Here is a 21,563-nt window from a genome sequence, read left to right on the forward strand (position 1 = left end):
TTATTTAAGAGTTGCGGCCGCATTAATTACCAGGTTAACTCCATTTAATTGAGTTCCGGCTGTGCTCAAAAAAAGAATAGTTTCCGCCACTTCAGCAGGATCCAGTAGTTTTTTCAAAGGATGACTCTCCGTCATTTGTTCAATAAGCCTTTCGTCTATGGCATTGGTAAAAGAGGTTAGCATAAAAGCGGGTGAAACAGAGTTGGATGTAATATTAAACCTCGCATTCTCAACAGCCCACACCTTGGTTAGCTCTTCGAGATAGGCCTTGTTGGCGACATAAACGGAACTTCCGATGGGAGGCGTATTAACCAGCGCAGATGTTAGCACCGTTATTATCTTACCCCCCTTCTTTTTGCGAAAAACAGTGAGAGCGGCCTGGGTTATCATAATGGTGGAGAGTACATTTATTTTAAACTCAGATAAAAAGTCGTTCGCATCCGTTTTATGAAAATAAGAATTGATAAATGAACCTGTGTAAGCATTGTTTATCAAAACATCGGGAGAAATCTCTTCTATTTTCGTACAAAGATTTTTTAGTTCTTCTTCGTTATTAAAATTGCAACGAACAGGATAGGTATTTTCAAACTCACTTTTTATTTTCTGCGCGTTATCACCGGAAGAATTATAGGTAAAGTAAACTTCGTTTGAAGAAACGCCGGCTAATTTTTTTGTGATTGCTTCTCCTAATCCGGAAGCTCCGCCAGTAATAAAAATTCTCATATAATCCCGATTTGTATTTTTCCTTTAGCTACCACTTTGGCTTCCTCGTTTTTAAAAGAAAACTTGAATTCCACGGCATTTACAGATTCAAAGACTTCGTTTACTTTTGCCTCAAAAGTTAATATGTTATTCATGTACACAGGATTTTTAAACTGGATGTCCTGCGAATGAATTATAACATTTTTGATGGGGAGACATTCTCCGATGAAATAAGATAAAAATCCGTTCAAAATATTCCCGTGCATTACCCTACTCATGAACCCTTTACTTGTAGCAAACGCCTGATCTGTATGTAAAGGATTTTTATCCTGAAAGGTCATTATGAAACGATCGTAAATTTCTTCACTTACAGTAAATGTGTTTTCGAAAAGCTCGTCCTTTCTGAAGTGCATACCTTATTTAGTTAAAATACAATCTATCATTTGTCCAACATTTTGCCAGCTTTGAATTTCTTTAGATGTAAACCGAATCTTAAAGAATTTTTCCACGGAAACTACTAGTTGAATATGGGTCAGAGAATCCCACCCTTCGACATCAGCCGCCGTGGTAGTTTCAGATAATTTTATGCTCTCATCATCCAGAACATCTATAAAAATTGCGTTTACGTTTTTTAAAATCTCTTGTCTTTCCATTGTTTTTAATTATTATGATATGTTTTTATATAAGTCGTTTTTCCCTGATGCGATTGCGTATCGAGAATCCAATGTTCGCCTGAAGCCGAGAAACCAAGATTCGCGTAATGATCCTTTACCATACCATTTTTTGCTGTTGGTAAATATTCTCCTTTAATAAATTTATAATTTTTCTCCTTAGCGAAATTTGAGATTGTATTTAACACAAAATTCTCCATGCCGCGTTTAAGAACCCTGCAACTCATAAACCAGGTATCTATAAACAAGGTTTCGGTATTTTCCTTTTTAAGAATAACCGCACAGATCATTCCATTGTCGCCAAATTTATCTTTGAGCGTGAAAGAGAAAGAAAAATAGTTTTCCGATGCCGCAACAGTTTCAATGTCGGCTTCGGTGTAACGAACGGTTCGCAAATTAAACTGGTTAGAACGCTGCGACAGTTGTGCTACACGGGGAGTGTTAAATTTCGTAAATGGCTCAACTACAGAAATCATTTCAAGATTTTTCAAAAAATCTTCTTCATTCGTAAAACTCTTTGAGAGTACAGCACGCTCAGCCTCTATCTTATAGAGTTTTGTTCTTTCAACATCTTCATTAGAAAAGGAAATTGTTTCGAATAAATTTAAAGTATACAGATATTCGAGGTAATCCGCAGGGTCTTCCGGTAGTTCTGGAACTGTAATTTCAGGAATGTTTTCTCGTACGATGTTTCTTTCAAAAGGATTATCATCCAGAAAAACCATCGAATCAAAACCTATGTTTAAAATACTTTGTATATGACGGATGTTATCCGCCTTGTTTTCCCAGTTAGCAACAAATACGGCAATATCATCCATCTTAATTACCATATCCGGATGTTTCTCAAATGGCTCACGCGCAATAGATTCAGTATTTTTACTACATACAGCAAGAATAATTCCCCTGTTTTTTAATTTTTTTATCCAACCCTGAAATTCGGTAAATGCTTTTCCAATACCCAAAGTACCGATCTGAATATTCTCCATTCCATCATCGCCTATAATTCCGCCCCACATTGTATTATCAAGATCGAGGATAAGGCATTTTTTTGTTTTACCGTGCATGGCTCCAACAAGATCCAGCGTTCTGGAAGCAACAAGCGGCAAAATATCCAAACTCAACACCATTTCGGTATTAATGTAAATGGAAGTCTGAAATACTGAAGGTTTACCCGATCCGTTTTGAATGGATGCAAGGTCGCAAATATAAAAGTTAGGATGCGATACAGCGTAGTTCATCAACTCATAATTTAATTTACGTAGTTGGAATAAAAAAGAAGATTCTATTTTGTTCGCATAGTTTCCAAAAACAGAATCATTTATTTCTGAATAATTATAATAGATAACTTTAGCGCCAAGGGTTGCGGACACTGTTGTATAAAGGCTATCAATAGTAGCTATACGTTCAGATGCCAGCAGAGAATGTTCAGACGGCGGCATCTTGTTATACTTACTTACGAGTTTATGACTCGATTGAAAAATGATTACGATCTCAGGTTTAAACTCATATAATTCTGATCCCTCGTCAAATACCTGACGCTCTATCTGATCAAAATCTGCCTCAAATAGATCGAGATTAAATCCATGATCGTAGGCTTCGCCTTTTAGGGCTTGTGTTAAGAATTGGGTAGCGGTGTCGCCTAGCAAAGCCACTTTAATTTTTTTTAAGGGAGAGAAATCTTTTTTGAGATTGTTTTTGAGTTTAAAAAAATCTTTCATTAGTTCTTTAATTATTTTTTAAAAGCGGAATTAACTTTTGTACGACTGCAGATAATGAATGCTGCGCTATAGAGTTAAAGCCACTTAATTCTGTTTTATGAAGCCTGTTATTATAAATGTCGGTCAGATCCTGTTTACTTTTAAGAACATATCCTAATTTTTCGTTCGCTATGCTGTTTGAAACAAACCCTTCGGGTCCAACATATAAATAAGGAACACGGTAAGGAAGAAATTCAAAAAATTTGGTTGTTTTAAAATCTTTATTGTGATCGGCCAAAAGTATCAATGAAAAATCATAATTGCTTATTACCTCAAAAATTTTATCGCCGATTGGATTTAAAAATCTCACGCTATTATTCAGGCCTTTATTCAGAAAAACTTTTGTAGTATGATTTGTGTAAAAGTCTATTTGCACTGCAACCTCCGGGTAATTTTTTTTTAAAACTAAAAGAGCATCCGCCAGAAGTTCCAGGTACCTGTCAGAATCGTTGTACAATGCCCCTGCATAAACAAGCTTTAACATTGCTGGATCTTTAGCCTGTGGTTTTGATAGAATAAAATCATCAGGATCAAAAAAATGAGGCAGAGCTTTAAATTGAACTGAGTTGCTTTTTCCCGTATGTGTTTCTTTAATTTGTTCTATCAAAAATTCATTTGGCGCAGTTATAACATCAGCATACTTAAAAACGAGGTCCTGTTTATTTTTTTCTTCCTGCAACCTTTTTTCAGACAGTTCCGCTATTCCATAGTTAACCGAATTTATCCAGGGATCACGGTAATCGGCAATTATACGAAGATCTGGAAATTCCTTTTTTAACAGAGCAGCATAATAGATAATATTAAACGGCGCTCCGGTTACAATAAGTTCGTCAATTTTATTTTTCTCAATAATAGACTTAGAAAGATGCAGAAATCGTTTCTGAATTCCGATTGCCTTATCATAAATGGTTCCCTTAAATCCGATGCTTAATGCCAGTTGAGCTATTTTAATTTTGATTTTTGAAAACAGGCTCGTGTAATCGTTTAACCATAGTTTTAACCAATAGGGCTTTAGTTCATAAAGTAAAATGTGTTCATTTTTTACATCCTTAAACCAGGGCGAAACATTATTGCCGCGAGGTATTTCAGCTTTTATGACATGTAAAAAATATCCATGTTGCTGCAGACCTTTCGCCAGTTTGGCCCAGCGCCTCCCTCCAATTCCGTCATTCGGCGGAAAATCCCAGCAAATCAGCAATATGTTTTTTTTCAAAATCAAAAGGCGTTTACCAGATCACTCACTGTATTTATCTGTTCGTTTGATAATTCAGGGAACATTGGAATAGAAAGTATTTTTTTTGTTTCCGCAAATGACACAGGAAAGTCTTCGGGCGTATACCCATATTTTTTATAAGCATCTACGAAGGGCAGGGCTACTGGATAGTGAACGGCGACTTCAACGTTATTTTTTTCCAACGAAGCTTTGAGTTCATCGCGCTTTTCAGTTCTAATAACAAAAAGATGATAAACGTGATAGGCATGCTTATTTTCAACCGGAAGTTGAATGGACTTGTTGTTTATTTTTTCCCTGTATGAGAGCGCATTCGCATTTCTCTGGCTGTTCCACTTATCAAGGTGTTTTAATTTTACAGAAAGTACAGCTGCGTGAAGACCGTCCATGCGTGAGTTTCTCCCTTCCATGACATGTGTGTGTTTTTTCAATTGGCCATGGTTACCAATCATTCTGCACTTCGATGCTATCTCTTCCGTGTCGGTAGTAATCGCTCCCGCATCTCCATAAGCACCGAGATTTTTCCCGGGATAAAAACTAAAGGAAGCTGCATGACCAAAAGTACCAGCAAGTTTGCCATTAAATTTCGCACCGTGAGATTGGGCACAATCTTCAATAACTATTAACTTATGTTTCGTAGCAATGTCCATAATACTTATCATATCTACAGCGTTGCCATACAAATGAACCGGCATAATTACTTTTGTGTTTTTTGTGATCTTTTCTTCTATCCTTAAAACATCGATCAGTAAAGTGTCAGGGTTAACATCCACAAAAACCGGTTTAGCGCCGATCCGTCCCACCGCTTCAGAGGTTGAAATCCAGGATAACGCAGGAATGATTACTTCATCACCAGCTCCCACACCAAAGGCTTCTAACAATATCTCTATCGAATCTGTGCCGTTTGCACAACTGATAGTGTGTTTAACTCCAAGGTATTTTGAAAACTCTTCTTCAAAAATTCTCACGTATTTATTTCCTGCCCCGCCTACAAAAGCGGTTTCTTTCATAACATTGCTCATAGCAGTGTCTATCTCTTCTTTAATTGTCTGGTACTGCGCCTGCAGATCTACAAATGGTATTTTCATTTTTCTATTTTAGTTTTTTTGCAGGATTTCCTACATAGGTACCTGGCTCTGTAATATTTTTTGTAACAACTGCACCTGCGCCAATCACTACCTGGTCGCAAATAGTTACCGGTAAAATGGTAGCATTGGATCCGATTGACACATGGTTGCCTATACTGGTGGATTTCCATAAAGCCTTATTTCCACGTGCGGGACCACCATTAGAAAATAAATCGTTAACAAACATAACCCCATGGCCAATAAAGCAATCGTTACCAACTGTTACCAGTTCGCAAATAAATGTATGTGATTGCACTTTACAGCGTTCTCCAATAAAAACGTCTTTCTGAATTTCAACAAAGGGGCCAATAAAAGTTTCATCCCCAATAGAACAACCATAAATATTTACGGGTTCAATGATTTTTACATTTTTACCGAAGTTGACATCCTTGATAGCTGATGCAAATAGTTTAGGAGAGGTGCTCATCTTAATTAAGTGAATTGTACATTTTTTCAATAGCATCCACGCAGCGCATGCCTTCAAAGCCTTCCACAGCGCTAACATCCACCGTGTTATTACGAAGTGTTTCGATAATTGTCTTTACAACCTTATCGTGATTTGAACTTGTTCCCTGGTATTTTCCGTATGCGTTGGGTTTGTCTGTAAATTCTATTCCTTCCTGCAGAGGGTATCCTCTTACATCCCAGAATTCAATTTTATTCAGGTACTGACCACCAATTTTGATGGTCCCAAATTCTCCCACAATGGTAATACTCCCTTCGTAATTTTTATTGTATACGCAGGTTGTCCAATTGATGCTACCCATAGCACCAGAAGAAAATTTCACAATTACATTTCCGGAATCTTCCGTCTCAATGTTGTGATTTTGCGTTTCCATAAAAGCTTTCACATCCACAACGTCGCCACACCACCAAACAAGTAAATCAATAAAATGACTAGCCTGCGTAAAAAGTGCGCCTCCTTCTTCCTTCTTTTTTCCCCTCCATGGCGACTCGTCGTAATAACCCTGATAGCGGTTCCACAGGATATCGCATTTTACCATAAAAATTTTCCCAAGCATGCCTTTATCTATGGCATCCTTAGCAAGTTTTACAGGAACATTATGACGATTTTGTTTTACCACCCAAAGTTTCATCTTGTTTTTTTCGGCAGCGGCATTCATGGCATTGCAATCTTTCATCGTTAATGCCATTGGTTTTTCAACCAATACATTAAATTTTTTATCTAATGCTTTGATAGTCATTTCTGCGTGGAGCGCGTGCGGAGTCACAACATTTACCACATCTGCCTTTATTTCTGAAAGCATTTTATCATACGAGGTGTAATAGGGAATATTCTGATACAAAGCCGCTTGCTCCTTGCATTTTTTTTCATCTATATCACAAATTGCTACGATCTCGGCTTCCGGCTCGGCATCCAGCACTGCAATGTGTCTTTTTCCTATACTGCCACAACCAACTATGGCGAATTTAATTTTGCTCATGGGATCTTTATATTATTTTTTCCAGGGTTTTAAAATTTTTAGAAATTTAAAGTAGTTGCTCCACATCTGTTTCTCGGTCTTAAATTCAAAATGGCTTCTTGGTTTTTCCTGCATAATTTTTTCAAATGCTTCCTCCGAAAGTCCGAGTTTTTTTAAAACATATTCTCTCTCTTTTAAAATTTCTTCGGGGTTATAGGGCGGCTTTTGCAATTCAAGCAGCGCTTGTTCTTTAGTAACCTGGCCCGAGCAGATGAGCGTGGCCAAATGCGCTCTACGTTTATCTATTTTAAATTTTTGTGGCAGAATGTATGTCTGATAAAATTTCGTAAAAATTGATTCGTGATGTTTACCGCCATAATTGCGCCATCCAACTTCTTTTGTAATAACCTCTACTGCCTGGTCTTTATTGTAATTCAGGTAATTTAATACCTGTATCGACTCAAGTTTCAAGAACCAATGGTAATAAAGTTTTTTCCAGAAAGTAACATGTGGAAACGTTTTAAGTGGTTTTCCGGAACCGTATTTACTGTAAATATCCACAATGTTTTTCCAGTCCATTTTATCAAAAGCCCATCCTTTGGGCATGATAGCTTCTGTGGCGAAATTAAACCCGTTAATGGTGTATTTAATTTTATACTTCTGGGCAATATTTAAAATTGTGGAATAAATAGCGTGGTCGGTGATGGCTTCTATATCCACCACTCCGGCCTTTAAATAGGCCAGTTGCAACTCTTTAAACTCTTCCCAATTAATAACATGTGTTTGCAATTCATATCCTAACCTATCGCAGAGGCTCTCAATGTTTTTAACGGCCAGTTCGCTGTTCCATCCATTGTCGAAGTGCACCATCAGCGGGCGCAAACCTTGCTGCTTTGTCCAGTAAGCAAGATACGAGCTATCCACCCCTCCACTAACCCCTAATATACAGTCATATGCTTTTCCTTTACCTGCTAGCTTAATTTCATTTACTTTGGTATCCAGCCATTTTTTCCGCTGCGCTGCGTCGCCAAGTTTGTTTACCGAACTATAATAATAGTTACAATAATTACAGATACCTTTTTCGTCGAGCGCAAACACATCTGAATCTTCGCTGGTTAATATACAATTGCTACACTTTAACATATGTTTATTTAATCGTATAAATTTTAATTTGATTTTGTTGCTTTAATGATATAAGCTGTATTTCCATTTTTCTGAATGTGTTTGTATTGTAGAAATCTATAATACAAAGTAAGCATACCCAGACCGGAAGACAGAAGATAAAGCTTTGAAGGCTTAAAGTATTCAACGGTAACTTCTGCCTCGTTAAACCAACCTTCTTCAGCAAGATGCAGATAGCCATTGTGTTTCATATTGACCTGCCCTTGTAGTGTCTTTTCCGAAATTTTGTAGTCAGAAGCCTGCTCAGGAACCTTGTAAATTTTAGTCCCTTGCTTTACTTTAATTTGGGGTAACTCTATAAAATTTTTCGTAAAAACTTTTTGATTATTATAAGTTGTTATCGCATCAACTTTAAACCCATGTTTTTCAAGGGCCTGGGTCATGTATTTCAGGTTATACATATAACGCATAGATCCAGCCTTCCCATTGACACGCTTTGGTTCCTTATTATCCACAAGAAAACCATCTGCAAGATAAAGGGTACCGGATGTTACCTTCGACAACTGATCAATGGCCAAATCAAGATCTTCAAGCCAAACAATAACATTATTAACTAAAACCACATCGAACTTCTGCTGCATCTTATCAAGCTGATAAATACCTTCTTTATGCAGCTCTACCTTTGAATGAAGATACTCTTTTAACAAACTCACTCCTTGAAGCGACCAGCCATTCTTCATTGTATCTATACCCTCTTTATAAAGGTCGGAAGCGACTATTTTTGAAGCTCCTCTTTTTTCTGCCTCAAAAGACAAAAGTCCATCATTTGCTCCCACATCGAGGAAAGATTTTCCGTTAAGATTTTTGGGTAACTGTAAAGAGTCCCAAAGTGTTGCATTTATAAAACCTGGCGTCCTTAGCCCATCACCGAGCTCAACAGATTGTCGCCAAAAAGGATACGCAAATATATTTTTTATTTTTTCATTCATCTCTTTTACTTGCTAATTGGTGCATAAGCACATTTAACTTCTCAAAATTAGTTTTCCTGTTAAAGTTTTCATCGCAAAATCTGTTCGCTCCCATTCTAAAATTATCAGAATTTTTCGCTGACTTCATAAATTCTTTTAATTGTTCAGCGACTTTAAACGCATCGAAATTCTTCGGGATGAGAATTCCTGTTTGATCATTTACAATCTCGCTGCAACCACCTACATCGGTTGCCATAACCGGAATACCAAAACCGATGCTTTCCATCATACTAACCGGAAGCCCTTCAGATTCACTAACACTTATGAAAAGATTAACAGAAGTGGTTTTATAAAATTCCAGCACATTTTTATTTGGTGTAAAACCCATTAGATCCACCTTAATATTTTTGTGATGTTGATTGAGATTTTCTATGTTTTTAAGAAATAGCTGACGCGTTGGATCACTCTCCACTTTTTCTCCGAAGTGCACCCAACGGACAGGGAAATCAATATATTTCAATATTTCCGGAATGAGATACACCCGCTTGATCACGTCCATAATAGAACAGGAAACCAGGGTAAAGTAATCTCCTGCTTCAAGTTTAGTAAGCGAATATCCTGCCACCCCTAGATAATTTACGCCAATTTTTTCCTGGTACTTTGAATATTTTTCTTTCAGGTAGGATGCTCCTTTTTTTGAAACAGAAAATACCCCGTCTGCATACTGCAACTGAAACCATCTGAATGGAATGCGCTGTGTAACCGGAATTCTATATTCATAGAGGTCTGTACCATGAATTCTGCTATAGAAGGAAGTAATTACTTTATTTCTTTTTAAAACCGCCAGGGCCGTTGCCCAGCCATTGAACCAAAATGTAAAAAAAACCTTTTCTGTAACAGATGATCGGATATCTGTATCTATTATTTCTGCTAAATAACTATTTCTCATAAACGAACTTACGGCCTGGGCCAAATATCGAGGCCTTATTATATAGTTCGGATATTTAATAAGCTCTACAACTGCAGTGTATAAAATGAGAGAAAAATATTTCTTTAGAATTTTTTTTGTGTTGTAAGCTTTAAAATCAACAAGTTTTATGCTGACATTTTCCGGAAAAACTTCTTTGTTTAGAGACTGAAAAGTGTAGACAGCCACACGATTATAAGTCGCAGCAAAACTTTGAATATCATTTAAGATAAAAGAAGTGTCGGTTGTATCCGTAAAAAAATAAATATCCTTAGAAATCTTTGTCATTCTATTCTTTTAATAAAATGTCAGCAATATTCTGAGAAGCATGAGCTCTGTTATTTACCAAAGGTTTCCACATTTCATCCATTAAAAATTCATCAAGATATTTTTCCAGTATCACGGGAGAATTTACATGAAAAACAGCTTTGTCATCTACAAAAGGAAGTCTTGATTTTTCGCTAAGCTCAAAATTAATAGATGGTATATTAAACCACGAAGCCTGAAAAGAGACCATCGAAGAAAAAGAAATGGCCACCGACGATTTTAAAAACAAATCAAATAAGCTTTTTTGCACCATTCTTTCCGTATAAGAAGGTACCGGAAGGATACGTTCATGCATAGCATCATTTCCCTCCGTTTCACTGGGATGTTTTCGCACTAGTACAACTACATCTTTATGCTTGTCGAGATAACTGCTCAGCATTTTCAAGACATCCTGCTTCTCAAGGGCGTAAATCCGCGAAGTTAATAAAGCTATCACTTTCTTATTTTTTATCTTCTCAAGAACAAGATCTAAGGTTCCCGAATACTGATGAAGTTCAGCACTGTCTTGTAAAACATGACCGGTAACCGGCAGCTGAACAGGACTTAATTCACAGTAAGACAGAAGCAGCTCTTGTGTATTTTGATCGGGCATAAACCAATAATCAAAATAGGAGTGCATGTTCTGAGGATCCTTTGCTTTTGTACCATTCATATAATTAAATGTCACACCTTTCATTTTAGAGGCAACCATACAAAGTACATTTCCTTCACCCTCATTTTCTCCCGCATTCAGAATCACTTTTTTAACCCCATTGCTGAATAAACGTTCGTATTCGTCAACATGATTACAAAGGGTGTTCATTAAATAAATCAGTGTATTTATAAAATCAGGATCTTCATTGTAGAAAAACAATTTTACTTTCTGAAAACCGGATAATTTGAACGGGTTTCGTTGCACAGCTTTTGTTGTAAAGTTAAGTCCAAAAGTTTCAAGCATTTGTTTATTTACAGCAGAGGTATCTTTATTATTAATAGATTGAAATGGAAGAACATTTTTAATTCCCAGCTTTTCAAATAAATTCCCATATACATCTACCATAAATGGATCATTTAAACGAAAGGCTATTTTTTTTTCAATCGCTGTTACTTGCTTTTCCGGTAGTATCTGATAGGAACTATGTTTATATAAAAAAATCTTCCGAATTAAGGCAAGACGCTTTTTTATTTCAGGTCTTTCATCGTAAAAAATGAATGACGGATTACCTTTAATCTTATTTGCTTCAAACAGTAAAGCATTTGTAAAAAGATAAGCCCAGAAAAGGTCTTTGTTCAGCGCTTTTTGCAGGTCGTATCCTTTATACATAAAAATTCCAGGAAAAGCCAAACTAAGCTTTTTTGTTTTTTCTGCAACGAGGTTGAAATTATACCAGTTGGCTTCGCTTGTATTTTCAAACGCATTTACCAATGTAAAATTGGATGCAAGGGTACTATAGTTAACAGATGCCTCTATTTTAGTAAAGATAATTTTCTCAATTCCGTCCTTTTGAAACTGGTTAATGTGGCGTGCTGAAATAGTATTTATTACTCCGACTTTCATTAGTTTACAGGCCCTAACTGAGTTAGTAAATAATTCGTGTAATATTTCGCGCCTGAAATATTCATATGATCCACTGAAGAGAAGTAAGTGTAGTCGTTCATATCATCAGGGGCAGGTATAAAATCAATGCCACTTTCTATCATCCTCTTTTTAAACAGACTATACTGCCTCTTATAATTTTCGCTCAAATAATCATCTAATTTAAACGTGGGCGTTTCCAGCACCTTAACTTCTGTGTTTTTTTTCTTGTATTTTTTTACGAGCTCAATAAAGTAATTTGCTTTTACCGCACTAAACTCTGCCATTTTAAACTTCTGATAACTATGGCTTTCTGCTGAAATAATGGAATCATTTACTATTTCGCTTGAAGATAAAAATCCTTTATATAAAATAGCATCTTCTTTTGCATTCTCAAAATCAACCTGCAATTGGTATTTATTATGAAACATACTTTTACCCGCTTTTTCGATGCTTTTCCGTAATAATGAAGTGTATACACCGAAATCTGAATATTTATAGGCAACAAATTCATTGCTTAATGGATTATTAAGGTACCGGTGAATTGGATATAATTGCCAGTTGTCAAAAATTTCGGAACAACTACCAGGATTAAGGTTAAGTACAATAATTTTAGGTTTCTCCTTGCAGCATGCCAGATAATCATCCAGCACAACTTCATAAAAATATGGTCCGGCAGTAGCAACTCCTAAAACAAAAGTTGCTTTAAAGACACTATCAAAAGCCGGGGTGTAAATTCCGTTGTAAAAATAAGAAGGTCCTACAAAAAGATAATCAAGAGCGTTTGTGCTGGCAGCAACTTTTACACGTGCTACACTACTATTAGCTACAGGAAGCAATCCATCATTCATTTCCAAAGCAAGTATCAGCAATGCTAAAGGAAAAACAAACAAGCTCAATTTTAAGAAAAATCGTTTCAAACTAAAACTCTAATCTATTTGATTTACTATTTGTTTAAGATACTTAAGCCTCATCTTATGATCTTGCAATGAAAACAGATCACTTCCACTTCCATGCACAAAAGCTTGTGTTTGCCTGAACAAACCAGGTTTGTAGTTAAGATCTAATTCACTATCCAACTGCATTTTTTCTACAAGTACACTGCCGCGTTTTTGAATATGCAATTCTTCGAGCGGTTTTAAAATGAGGCGGTGTTTGTTGGTGAGTAGTTCTACAAACCATCTGCCCGGAGCTTCCCAGTTAGAATGGTAAGTAAATAATGCGCCTTTCTTTGTGATGCCTGATCCTGCGAAAATGCTTACAGGATGCCAGCTTAAGCTTCCGGACGTGTAGGCCGATAATTTTTCAGGTTCTCCGCCCATAAAAAATGCCAGATCAACAACATGCGAAGAATTAGCAAGAAACCAGTTTTCTTTTATTCCAGGCTTTTTATCAATTTTTTCTATTACGTGCGACCACTCTGTAAATTCAAAATGAAATGAAGAAACACCCCCGTCTTCTTCTATAATTTTTCGAGCCTGTAAAACAGATTCGTAAAATCTCCTGTTATAAGCCACATAAATTTCAGCTTTCATCTCCAGTGCACTCAAAGAAAGTTTCTCAATTTCCTCAAAGTTCAATCCGGCTGGTTTTTCCACAAGAATTTTTTTTATCCCTGCCTTCAGCAAGGCTACTGTGGTGGCAAATAATTCTTCTAAACCCACAGCAACAATTGCTGATGAAAACCTTTTTAAATCATTGTGGAGCAGAAAATCAGAGAGACCTCCCTCAATAGCTTCTGAACCTGTAAGCTCCCTGAATTTTTCAACACCGCTTTTACTCCTCCCAACAACGGTTACCTCACACTTCAGTGCCTTAAGAACTTTGTGATAATCAACAGCCATCTGGCTTGCTCCTACAAGTAGTATGTTTAAGTTATCGGACATATGTTTACTTTTTCATTAGTCGTTTGGCTCATTCTTGCCAGGAAGAGATTGAGCATTTTTGTATGCAAGGTGGCCGATACGGCATAAGGCGTCAAGTCACAAGTGCCGCTTGCCCCCAAATCATTAACTACTATATCGCTTAATTTACTCTGAAATTTAATGGTAATTAGTTTCTCTTCCCATTTCCAGTTATTTTCGGCAGAACTTACTTGCAGTGTTGCTATGGCCCCTTCTTCTTTTATAATGATGCGGTGTGTTTTTGTTGTTAAAAACAAGGTTAAAGGTGAAGCTTCTGCATTGTAAGAGGTGCACCTGAAAGAACTTCCATCTTTTACAGAACCGGTTATTGAACCCGTAAACTCCACATAACCGCTTCTTTTGCTTTCGTGAATCTTTTCATCCAGATGAGAACCATCCAAAGTTATTTCAGCATCATTTATAAGGTACGAAAATATGTCCAACATGTGAACACCATTAGAACCAAGTCCCCACAGGTTGCCGGCAACCTCAAAACTCAGTGGTCCTTTTACGTAAGTCTTAACTACTTTATAAAGATCCCACATTCTTCGCGGACAATTTACAAAAGCTTTGGTTCCACTTTTAGCAAGCAACTGGTGTATCTCGTTATAGTCTTCTAATGCAGGAAATAAAAATTTTTCCAGCAAAAGATGCTTTACAAACTTAGTACTCAGTAAACTTTGAGTAATACTTTTTCTAACCATCGAACCTGTTGCTATAATCGCAAGTTCTATTTCAGAAGGCAAGGCTTCCATGTTGTTTAAATAAACAACTGAACTATCTTCAGGTTTTAATTCCTTGTACCTTTTACTCGCCGTTGCCAGGGATTCCGGCGTGGGATCAACGACAAAAATTTTATAGTTAGTTTCATCCAGTGAGGCCAGCGCCTGTAAATGCCTGCTGCCAATCTGCCCGGCGCCAATTACCGCAATATTAGTCATAGTTTATGTGCTTGTTTTGAGCCAGAAATTGTGCGTACAGCCAATCTGTTTCATTATCAATATCTATAGCGTATGTTTCTTCCATCACATACTTTTTAATGCTTTTTAATTCGTGTAAATTTCCATTCAGTAAGCTTTCGGTTCGGATGATATAAATGGAACCATTATACATATAGGTTTTAGGAACATCCTGACGCCTGGAAACATTCAGTGGCAATTCTTTTGACCTCTTTAAATTTCCATTCCCATCTTCTTCAAACAGCGAAAAATAAGGGTTTAATCCCGATTCACAAACCGATACCACCATATCCGGCTGTTCTCTCTCGTAAAGCGCTAAGGCCTCTTCAAGATGTCGGTATAGTCGGAATGGAGAAGTAGGTTGTAAATAAATTACTTTATTAAAATCGAGACCCTTTTCTTTAAAAAAACCTATCGCATGTTTTATAACATCATTGGCAGAAGCTGTATCCGATGCTAACTCTTGTGGTCTTTTAAATGAAACGGGAATGGATAGTTTCTCTGCCAGTTCTATCACCTTATCGTCATCCGTTGTTACACAAATATATTCAGCCTTTACAAAGTGAAGTGCATATTCAAGCGAATAACTAACCAGGGCCTTTCCATCTAGCAGTTTAGTATTTTTGCCAGGAAGGCCTTTAGAACCTGCCCTGGCTGGAATTACGAATAAACATTTATCAAGTTTCATCTTACAAAGAAATATGTTTTATGTCTTCCTGTGCCTTTAAAAAATCGTCGGGCTTACCAATATCAAGCCAATATCCCAGTAAGGGATAGGACACAACTTTATCAGAGCGTGTTAAGGCATTCTCCAGAAAATCCGTCGCATTGTGAAAGGTATCACCTGGAATGGTTTCAAGCAATTTACGTTTAATCAGATAAATACCTGCATTCGAATAATAAGTATAGGTGGGTTTTTCTTTTAATGTCTTCACAATGTTATCCCGTGTTTCAATCACTGCATAGGGAATAGTTACTTTATAAGGAATCGTAGCCACTGCTATATCAGCATCCTGTGAAATGAACTCTTTGTAGAAATCTGCGAAATCAATATTTGTCAGCAGATCTGAATTCATTACTAATATATTCTCATTGTCAAAATCCTGTATTTTTGAAACGGCGCCAATTGTTCCCATGGGCTTGTCTTCATCTATATATCTTACCTGGATATTTTTAGCGCTTCCGTCTTTAAAAAAATCTTTGATCATGTGACCGAGGTAATTTACCGAAATGTAAAAGTTACTTATACCATTGTATGCAAGCCTGTCAACATTGTGTTCAATAATTGGTTTTTTACCTATTACCAGCAAAGGTTTAGGAGTAGTATCGGTCATTGGCTTTAAACGTTCACCTCTGCCGCCTGCCATGATCACAACATCCAGGGGCAAAACATTTTTCATTACGGTAAGATCATACACTTTTAAAAGGCGTTTGTTCTCATCCAATAAGGGAATCGTTTTGATATTTAAAGCTCTGAATTCTTCAATTTTATCGTTGTAGTAAGTTCCTTTTGTGAGGTATCTAAACGATGTGCGCATCACAGAATTAACCTCATCTTTAAGCGTAATTCCATTCAATAAGCCGCGACGTATATCACCGTCTGTTAGGGCACCTATCACTTTTTGATCTTTGCTATCCACCACAAACAAGGTTGAACCTGCCGGAAAAAAATTAATCTTTTCCATAGCATCTTTTATAGAAGAATCGGGGCTGATTGTATTTTCAGCTAATTTATTCATGCTTGTTTAATTTTACGTAACAGGTTAATGATCCGGTCCGAAGTTTTACCATCACCATATATATTTATTTTTTTCGGAAGAGCGAGAGTGCTTACTTTGCGCATTGCCAGGTAAATTGCTTTTTCTTCCACGGGCACATCCATTACGTTAGAATTTCTCTCTCTCCCTCCCTGCCTGTTGCCAATGTTGATCACATGCTTCCTGAATGAAGCTGCTTCTACAATGCCACTGGAAGAATTTCCCATCACATACAAACAGGATTTTAATGCCGTGTAATAGCCTCTTGATCCTAATGATTCTACAAGATGAATGTGCTCATTCTTGTTCGAAGCCTCAATCAATTCTTTCCGGATAACATCACCCATGGTATCTGCATTAGGCATGGTGACAAGGACGTTCGAACGCGTTCCCGCAAGCACCTTACCAAGAGTTTGAGCGTAGATTTTGTTCTTTTTATAATCTACCGTTTCAGGATGAAAAGTAAATAAAATAAAAGGCTGACGAATATCAAACTTAAATTGCTTTTGAAATTCAACCGCAGAAAAAACTTCGGTGTTCTTAATGTTTTCAATGGCCAGCGAACCTGTATGCACCACATTTTTTTTATGGCCGAGGATCTGCTGAACTCGCTCTGCATTTTTTTTTGTATTCGTAAAATGGTAGGTCGCCATCAAAGTGAGCGCGTTCCTGTAATAATTATCAATGGCCCCGTTCGTTTCTTCTCCGCCGCTTAAATGCGCTACGGGAATATTAAATGGCACCGAAGCCGACACGGCCGCGTACATTTCATACCGGTCGCCCAAACATAAAATGAGATCGAAAGTATGCCTGGCCCAGAATTTCGAAAATTTTACATGTACTTCTCCAATGGTTTGTGCTATGTGTTGTGGCGAATCTCCTTCCAGCACCGTTTCTATTTTTTCAAAGACCTTGTAACCATCACGCTTGATAGCATCAATGGTGTAACCGTGTTTTCTGGAAAGGTGTGTACCAAAGGCAATGATGTTTAATTTCATGCCGGGCACTTTTTGTGCAGCATCTAGTAAAGGCCTGAAGAACCCAAAGTCTGCGCGCGAACTAGTTAAAAGTGCTATTTCCATTCAAGGTCTTTGAGACGCAATAAACTATCTTCTGTTAAGTCCTGCATTGCAACACAGCCGATAAGATCTTTAAACAACATGGGATTAATACCGTTGCCCGGCCGCTTCACACAAAGGTCCGTTTCAGTAAGGACTTGTCCCTTCTTTACGCTCCGGGCAAGATGAATACTTTTGCGTGCAATGTTGGTATTCTTTTTTTCAGACTCTGAAGGCAATTTTACTCCTGTACCTAAGGCCGCTTCAATATTGCGAATGGCTTTTACCATGTCTGTTAGCTCCTGTGGATCGAGGGATGCTTTATGATCCGGCCCTTCCATTGTTTTATCGAGGGTAAAGTGTTTTTCAATAACAGTAGCTCCCATGGCAACTGCAGCCACCGGCACCTCTATCCCTAAGGTGTGATCTGAATAACCAACAGTAACATCAAAAGCATTTTTGATAGTGATCATCGCTTTAAGATTTACATCTTTCATGGGCGTTGGATATTCTGTATTGCAGTGCAGCACGGTAATGTCTTCGCGTTTTGTTCCGGCCTCCGTCAATACCCCCAAAGCATTCTCAATATCACCGAGTGTTGACATGCCAGTAGAGAAAATAACTTTTTCTTTATAGGCACCAATCTTTTGCAGATAAGGCAGATTGGTAATTTCGCCCGACGGAATTTTCCATAAACCCATTTCAAGCGTTTTTAGAAAATCAACGCTCTCCATATCAAAGGGAGTTGACAGGAATAAAATGTTTTTGCTTTTACAATAAGCTTTCAGCTCAATAAAATCATCAAAGCTCAACTGCAATTTTTTTACCATCTCCAGCTGACTCTCCGAACTACCGGTGGTCTGCTTTTGATAGTCTGCTTTTTCAGCGTGTTTTGATATAACATTCTCAGCAATGAAAGTTTGAAATTTCACTGCGTCTACCTTCGCAATTACGGCAAAATCTACAAGTTGTTTTGCCAATTGCATGCTACCGTTATGATTAACGCCAGCTTCAGCAATTATGAATACACGGGAATTATTTTTCATCTAGTTTCCTTATTATTTTTGCCGGACTACCCGCTACCACGGTATAATCTGGTACATCTTTATTTACAAACGAATTCGCACCAACAACACTATTTTTTCCAACTGTAACTCCAGGTAAAATCACAGAATTAATCCCTATCCAGCAACCTTCTTTCAGGCGTGTAGTTGCCATAATATAACCCTGATCTTTAACCGGCATATGTATATTGTCGAACTTGTGCGTGCTGCTATAAATGGCAACATTCGGACCTAAAAGCACGTTGTCTTCAATATAGATCATAGACTCTTTATTTCCCGGATAACTCGAAAGAAGTGTGCCTCCGGGAATAATAACATTTTTACCTATTACCACATTGCGGGTTCCAATAATGGATGCAAAAGGTCTTATCTCGGAGTTCTCGCCAATCGTTCCTATTTTTCTCTTTTGAAACCAGATACGAAAAGGCTTAAAATATAAGAGCCAGTGTGTAAAATACATATCAGGACCAATTTTCGGATAGAGTAAAATAAATTTAAGATGCTTAAACATGTTTCGCTTTTTCGAGTAGTTGGTTCAGCTTTGTAGTATCCAGGATAAATTGGTGTTTATTCCCAGCAGGATTTAAAATCAATTTACTTTCAGAGCTGCCATACTCTGCAATAAGGCGTTTAGCAAGATCCACCAGGCTAATACATTCGTCGGCAACATTAAAGATCCCACTGGCTGAATTGCCGATAAAAAATTCTATATATTCCGAAAGTCTATCTACTTGCACAAGATTCAGTAGGCGCTCACCGTTACCAAATAGTGTGGCTGTATTTTTAGTCTTTATTTCTTCTATTAGCACCGGAATGATTCGGGAAGCATCCATGCCTTCTCCATAAATCATTGCTGTACGCAAATGGGTGAGATTCACAGTCCCCGATAAAAAATGCTCAAGAATTACCTCTGCATTGTATTTAGATAAACCATAGATAGCATCTGCATTTTTCGAAGGATCTGCAATGGCTTTTTCATCGTACCTGCCATCTGTATTTGAATACACCGATGAGCTTGACAAGTGAACGATTTTTTTTACTCCCGCTAATTTTGCCCCCAAAGCAATATTCTTAGCCATGGCAGCATTCTCATTTAGAACCGAAAGGTCGTTTACATTGTCCTTATTAGCCATGCGCGAAGCCAGGTGCACAACACATGAAATCTCTTTATGATTTTCGAAAAAGTCAAGGGTTTGTTTTTCATTCGTCAGATCAAGCGCTTGTATATTTCCAGGAAGCTCGGTTTTTTGTCTGGCTATACCAATAACACTGCGGCTTAATGATAAACGCTTATAAAGTGCTTTACCAACAAATCCATTCACACCTGTAATCAGTATACTCATTTATTTATTTTCTGGAATAAAAAATTCGTCGTAATACCTTACTACCGTTCCTTCTTTAAGGTCAAACTCCATCTCTTTATTAAAAAGTAAAAGGTTAATGATGTATTCAACTTCTTTAAAACCGAATAAAGAGCGGATGTAGGTAGTACCTGAATGACGGGCATTTATTTCAAAAATTTTCGGAACACCTTTTTCATCCAGGCGCAATTGAAAGTTGCAGGCACCAAAAGGTTTTAATTTTGTAGCTACTAATTCCAGGTACTCGCTTATAATGGAAGGAAAATCTTTTTTATAATAAGACAGGTAAGTGTTACCCGCTTTCAGATGGCGACGCAGCACGATAGATCTTTTTAATTCTCCGTTTAGAAAAATAACACCGCAGGTATATTCTGTTTCGTCGTTGCCAACTAATTCCTGGATAACAGGTTCTTTCGCCATAGCCAGAGCCTTCGGAAGCTCCTTCGGATCATTTACTTTACTTACCCCTACACTTCTGGCGCCTTTCCGGGGCTTTACAATAAGTGGGTAATTTAAAGAAGAAGGGTCCACCTCTTCCGGTAACCAGGATTGCGGATAGGCCAGATCATTCTGCTTAAGAAACTCATAGGTCAGATATTTATCATCTGCTATAGAAATTACATCTTCCGGACAAACCAAAACAATAGCGCCGGTACTTTCTTCAATCTGTGATTTGTATTTTGCAAAAAGTGGTAGTTCAAAATCGACACCTACAAACAAAAGCTTTACGTTATTGGCTTTAAGAGTATCAAGAATAACAGTAAGCCAAGCGGTATGACTCACAGTGGGATTTAAAATATCCGGTAGCAAAATATTTTTTGAGCACCAGAAAGACCCCACCGTATTTTCAAAGTAATCAAGACCAATAAAATTTATTTTATCATTTAATTCCGAACGCTGTACCGATTTTATTACAGCCTGTCCTATAAGACTTCCTGAACCTGTAACTGCAATATTTAGTTTATCTGCCATTAATTTCTTTTCGTTTTGACTGGATATAGCTTATGCATATCTCAGGATAATTTCTTTGACGCATTTCACTTAAAAGTTGGTCGGCGCTGAACTCTTTTGTTATCAAATCTATTTTACCAGATTCTGTATTCCAAACCACATAATTTAAAAGATCTGCATTCGTTCTGTTTTGCCCCACGCTACCGGCATTTACGAGCGTATATCCATTTATTTCTCTTAAGAACTGTTTATGCGAATGCCCTATAAAATAATTCTTATGTATCTCTATTTCTGTATCAGGAAAAACATAGGAGTTGTTTAAAGTATGTACACAATCAAAATTATGAAGCGTGAAGCTTTCTGCGTAAGCTGCAATCTGTGCCTTGCGTTCGAAGCCAGGATAACAAAAATTAAAAAACGATTTCGCCACTTCATTTGTTCCCGGATAGGTCCCGCTAAGGTAAGCTTCCTCATGATTACCTTTTAGTAACATTTTATTATCAAGACTTTCCAGCAGATCAACACACTCATTACTCCAGGGACCATAATTTACAACATCTCCTAAAGAAATCACGAGATCAACTTTCGGTTCTTGCTTTAACACAAATTCAAGTGCCGGTAAATTTCCATGAATATCACTGAGTACTAAAACCTGCAT

At 37.4% G+C, this 21,563-nt stretch carries 23 protein-coding genes; all 23 read right to left on the reverse strand.

Features of this window, described 5'->3' with window-relative positions; translation table 11 throughout:
* Genes CNR22_06905 through CNR22_07015 form a run of 23 tightly spaced genes read right to left on the reverse strand, consistent with a single transcriptional unit; the run spans nucleotide 1 to nucleotide 21,563 of the window.
* Nucleotides 1-723, reverse strand: a complete 723-nt coding sequence (locus tag CNR22_06905) for an SDR family oxidoreductase (protein PBQ31504.1) — start codon at nucleotides 721-723, stop codon at nucleotides 1-3.
* Nucleotides 720-1,115, reverse strand: coding sequence for a hypothetical protein (locus CNR22_06910; GenBank protein ID PBQ31505.1), 396 nt, complete (start codon nucleotides 1,113-1,115; stop codon nucleotides 720-722). Before CNR22_06910 ends, CNR22_06905 begins: the two co-directional genes overlap by 4 nt.
* A gap of 3 nt (nucleotides 1,116-1,118) precedes the next feature.
* A complete protein-coding gene (locus tag CNR22_06915) occupies nucleotides 1,119-1,355 on the reverse strand; it encodes an acyl carrier protein (GenBank protein ID PBQ31506.1) in 237 nt (78 codons plus the stop codon).
* A 5-nt stretch (nucleotides 1,356-1,360) separates the two neighbouring features.
* On the reverse strand, nucleotides 1,361-3,091 hold the full coding sequence (locus CNR22_06920) for a hypothetical protein (protein ID PBQ31507.1): 1,731 nt from the start codon (nucleotides 3,089-3,091) through the stop codon (nucleotides 1,361-1,363).
* A gap of 7 nt (nucleotides 3,092-3,098) precedes the next feature.
* Nucleotides 3,099-4,343 carry a hypothetical protein gene (locus CNR22_06925; GenBank protein ID PBQ31508.1) on the reverse strand — a complete coding sequence of 415 codons (1,245 nt, stop codon included), beginning with the start codon at nucleotides 4,341-4,343 and terminating at the stop codon, nucleotides 3,099-3,101.
* 2 nt (nucleotides 4,344-4,345) lie between these two features.
* Nucleotides 4,346-5,449: an erythromycin biosynthesis sensory transduction protein eryC1 gene (locus CNR22_06930; protein ID PBQ31509.1), complete on the reverse strand. Its 1,104-nt coding sequence runs from the start codon at nucleotides 5,447-5,449 to the stop codon at nucleotides 4,346-4,348.
* 4 nt (nucleotides 5,450-5,453) lie between these two features.
* Nucleotides 5,454-5,915 carry a UDP-3-O-(3-hydroxymyristoyl)glucosamine N-acyltransferase gene (locus tag CNR22_06935; protein ID PBQ34846.1) on the reverse strand — a complete coding sequence of 154 codons (462 nt, stop codon included), beginning with the start codon at nucleotides 5,913-5,915 and terminating at the stop codon, nucleotides 5,454-5,456.
* 1 nt (nucleotide 5,916) lies between these two features.
* Nucleotides 5,917-6,933: an oxidoreductase gene (locus CNR22_06940; protein PBQ31510.1), complete on the reverse strand. Its 1,017-nt coding sequence runs from the start codon at nucleotides 6,931-6,933 to the stop codon at nucleotides 5,917-5,919.
* A 12-nt stretch (nucleotides 6,934-6,945) separates the two neighbouring features.
* Nucleotides 6,946-8,055 (reverse strand): ExsB family protein, encoded by a 1,110-nt coding sequence (locus CNR22_06945; GenBank protein PBQ31511.1) that lies wholly within the window; start codon nucleotides 8,053-8,055, stop codon nucleotides 6,946-6,948.
* Between the two features lie 23 nt (nucleotides 8,056-8,078).
* Nucleotides 8,079-9,023: a hypothetical protein gene (locus CNR22_06950; GenBank protein PBQ31512.1), complete on the reverse strand. Its 945-nt coding sequence runs from the start codon at nucleotides 9,021-9,023 to the stop codon at nucleotides 8,079-8,081.
* A complete protein-coding gene (locus CNR22_06955; GenBank protein ID PBQ31513.1) occupies nucleotides 9,016-10,257 on the reverse strand; it encodes a hypothetical protein in 1,242 nt (413 codons plus the stop codon). Before CNR22_06955 ends, CNR22_06950 begins: the two co-directional genes overlap by 8 nt.
* 1 nt (nucleotide 10,258) lies before the next feature.
* On the reverse strand, nucleotides 10,259-11,833 hold the full coding sequence (locus tag CNR22_06960) for a hypothetical protein (protein PBQ31514.1): 1,575 nt from the start codon (nucleotides 11,831-11,833) through the stop codon (nucleotides 10,259-10,261).
* Complete coding sequence (locus tag CNR22_06965) at nucleotides 11,833-12,744, reverse strand: hypothetical protein (protein PBQ31515.1); 912 nt, start codon at nucleotides 12,742-12,744, stop codon at nucleotides 11,833-11,835. Before CNR22_06965 ends, CNR22_06960 begins: the two co-directional genes overlap by 1 nt.
* A gap of 36 nt (nucleotides 12,745-12,780) precedes the next feature.
* Nucleotides 12,781-13,737: a myo-inositol 2-dehydrogenase gene (locus CNR22_06970; protein PBQ31516.1), complete on the reverse strand. Its 957-nt coding sequence runs from the start codon at nucleotides 13,735-13,737 to the stop codon at nucleotides 12,781-12,783.
* Complete coding sequence (locus tag CNR22_06975) at nucleotides 13,722-14,696, reverse strand: hypothetical protein (protein ID PBQ31517.1); 975 nt, start codon at nucleotides 14,694-14,696, stop codon at nucleotides 13,722-13,724. Before CNR22_06975 ends, CNR22_06970 begins: the two co-directional genes overlap by 16 nt.
* Nucleotides 14,689-15,402: a CMP-N-acetylneuraminic acid synthetase gene (locus CNR22_06980; protein PBQ31518.1), complete on the reverse strand. Its 714-nt coding sequence runs from the start codon at nucleotides 15,400-15,402 to the stop codon at nucleotides 14,689-14,691. The genes CNR22_06975 and CNR22_06980 overlap by 8 nt, the downstream gene beginning before the upstream one ends.
* 1 nt (nucleotide 15,403) lies before the next feature.
* Entirely contained in the window at nucleotides 15,404-16,453 is a 1,050-nt protein-coding gene (locus CNR22_06985) for a nucleotidyltransferase (GenBank protein ID PBQ31519.1), read from the reverse strand.
* A complete protein-coding gene (gene neuC, locus CNR22_06990) occupies nucleotides 16,450-17,553 on the reverse strand; it encodes a UDP-N-acetylglucosamine 2-epimerase (hydrolyzing) (protein PBQ31520.1) in 1,104 nt (367 codons plus the stop codon). Before neuC ends, CNR22_06985 begins: the two co-directional genes overlap by 4 nt.
* Entirely contained in the window at nucleotides 17,544-18,575 is a 1,032-nt protein-coding gene (gene neuB / locus CNR22_06995) for an N-acetylneuraminate synthase (GenBank protein ID PBQ31521.1), read from the reverse strand. Before neuB ends, neuC begins: the two co-directional genes overlap by 10 nt.
* Nucleotides 18,565-19,104: an acetyltransferase gene (locus CNR22_07000; GenBank protein ID PBQ31522.1), complete on the reverse strand. Its 540-nt coding sequence runs from the start codon at nucleotides 19,102-19,104 to the stop codon at nucleotides 18,565-18,567. Before CNR22_07000 ends, neuB begins: the two co-directional genes overlap by 11 nt.
* Entirely contained in the window at nucleotides 19,097-19,936 is an 840-nt protein-coding gene (locus tag CNR22_07005; protein ID PBQ31523.1) for an NADH(P)-binding protein, read from the reverse strand. Before CNR22_07005 ends, CNR22_07000 begins: the two co-directional genes overlap by 8 nt.
* Nucleotides 19,937-20,926: an ATP-dependent carboxylate-amine ligase gene (locus CNR22_07010; protein ID PBQ31524.1), complete on the reverse strand. Its 990-nt coding sequence runs from the start codon at nucleotides 20,924-20,926 to the stop codon at nucleotides 19,937-19,939. It abuts the gene before it with no gap.
* Nucleotides 20,916-21,563, reverse strand: coding sequence for a metallophosphoesterase (locus tag CNR22_07015; GenBank protein PBQ31525.1), 648 nt, complete (start codon nucleotides 21,561-21,563; stop codon nucleotides 20,916-20,918). Before CNR22_07015 ends, CNR22_07010 begins: the two co-directional genes overlap by 11 nt.

It is taken from the genome of Sphingobacteriaceae bacterium (genome assembly GCA_002319075.1).
In the GTDB taxonomy this organism is placed as follows: domain Bacteria; phylum Bacteroidota; class Bacteroidia; order B-17B0; family Aurantibacillaceae; genus Aurantibacillus.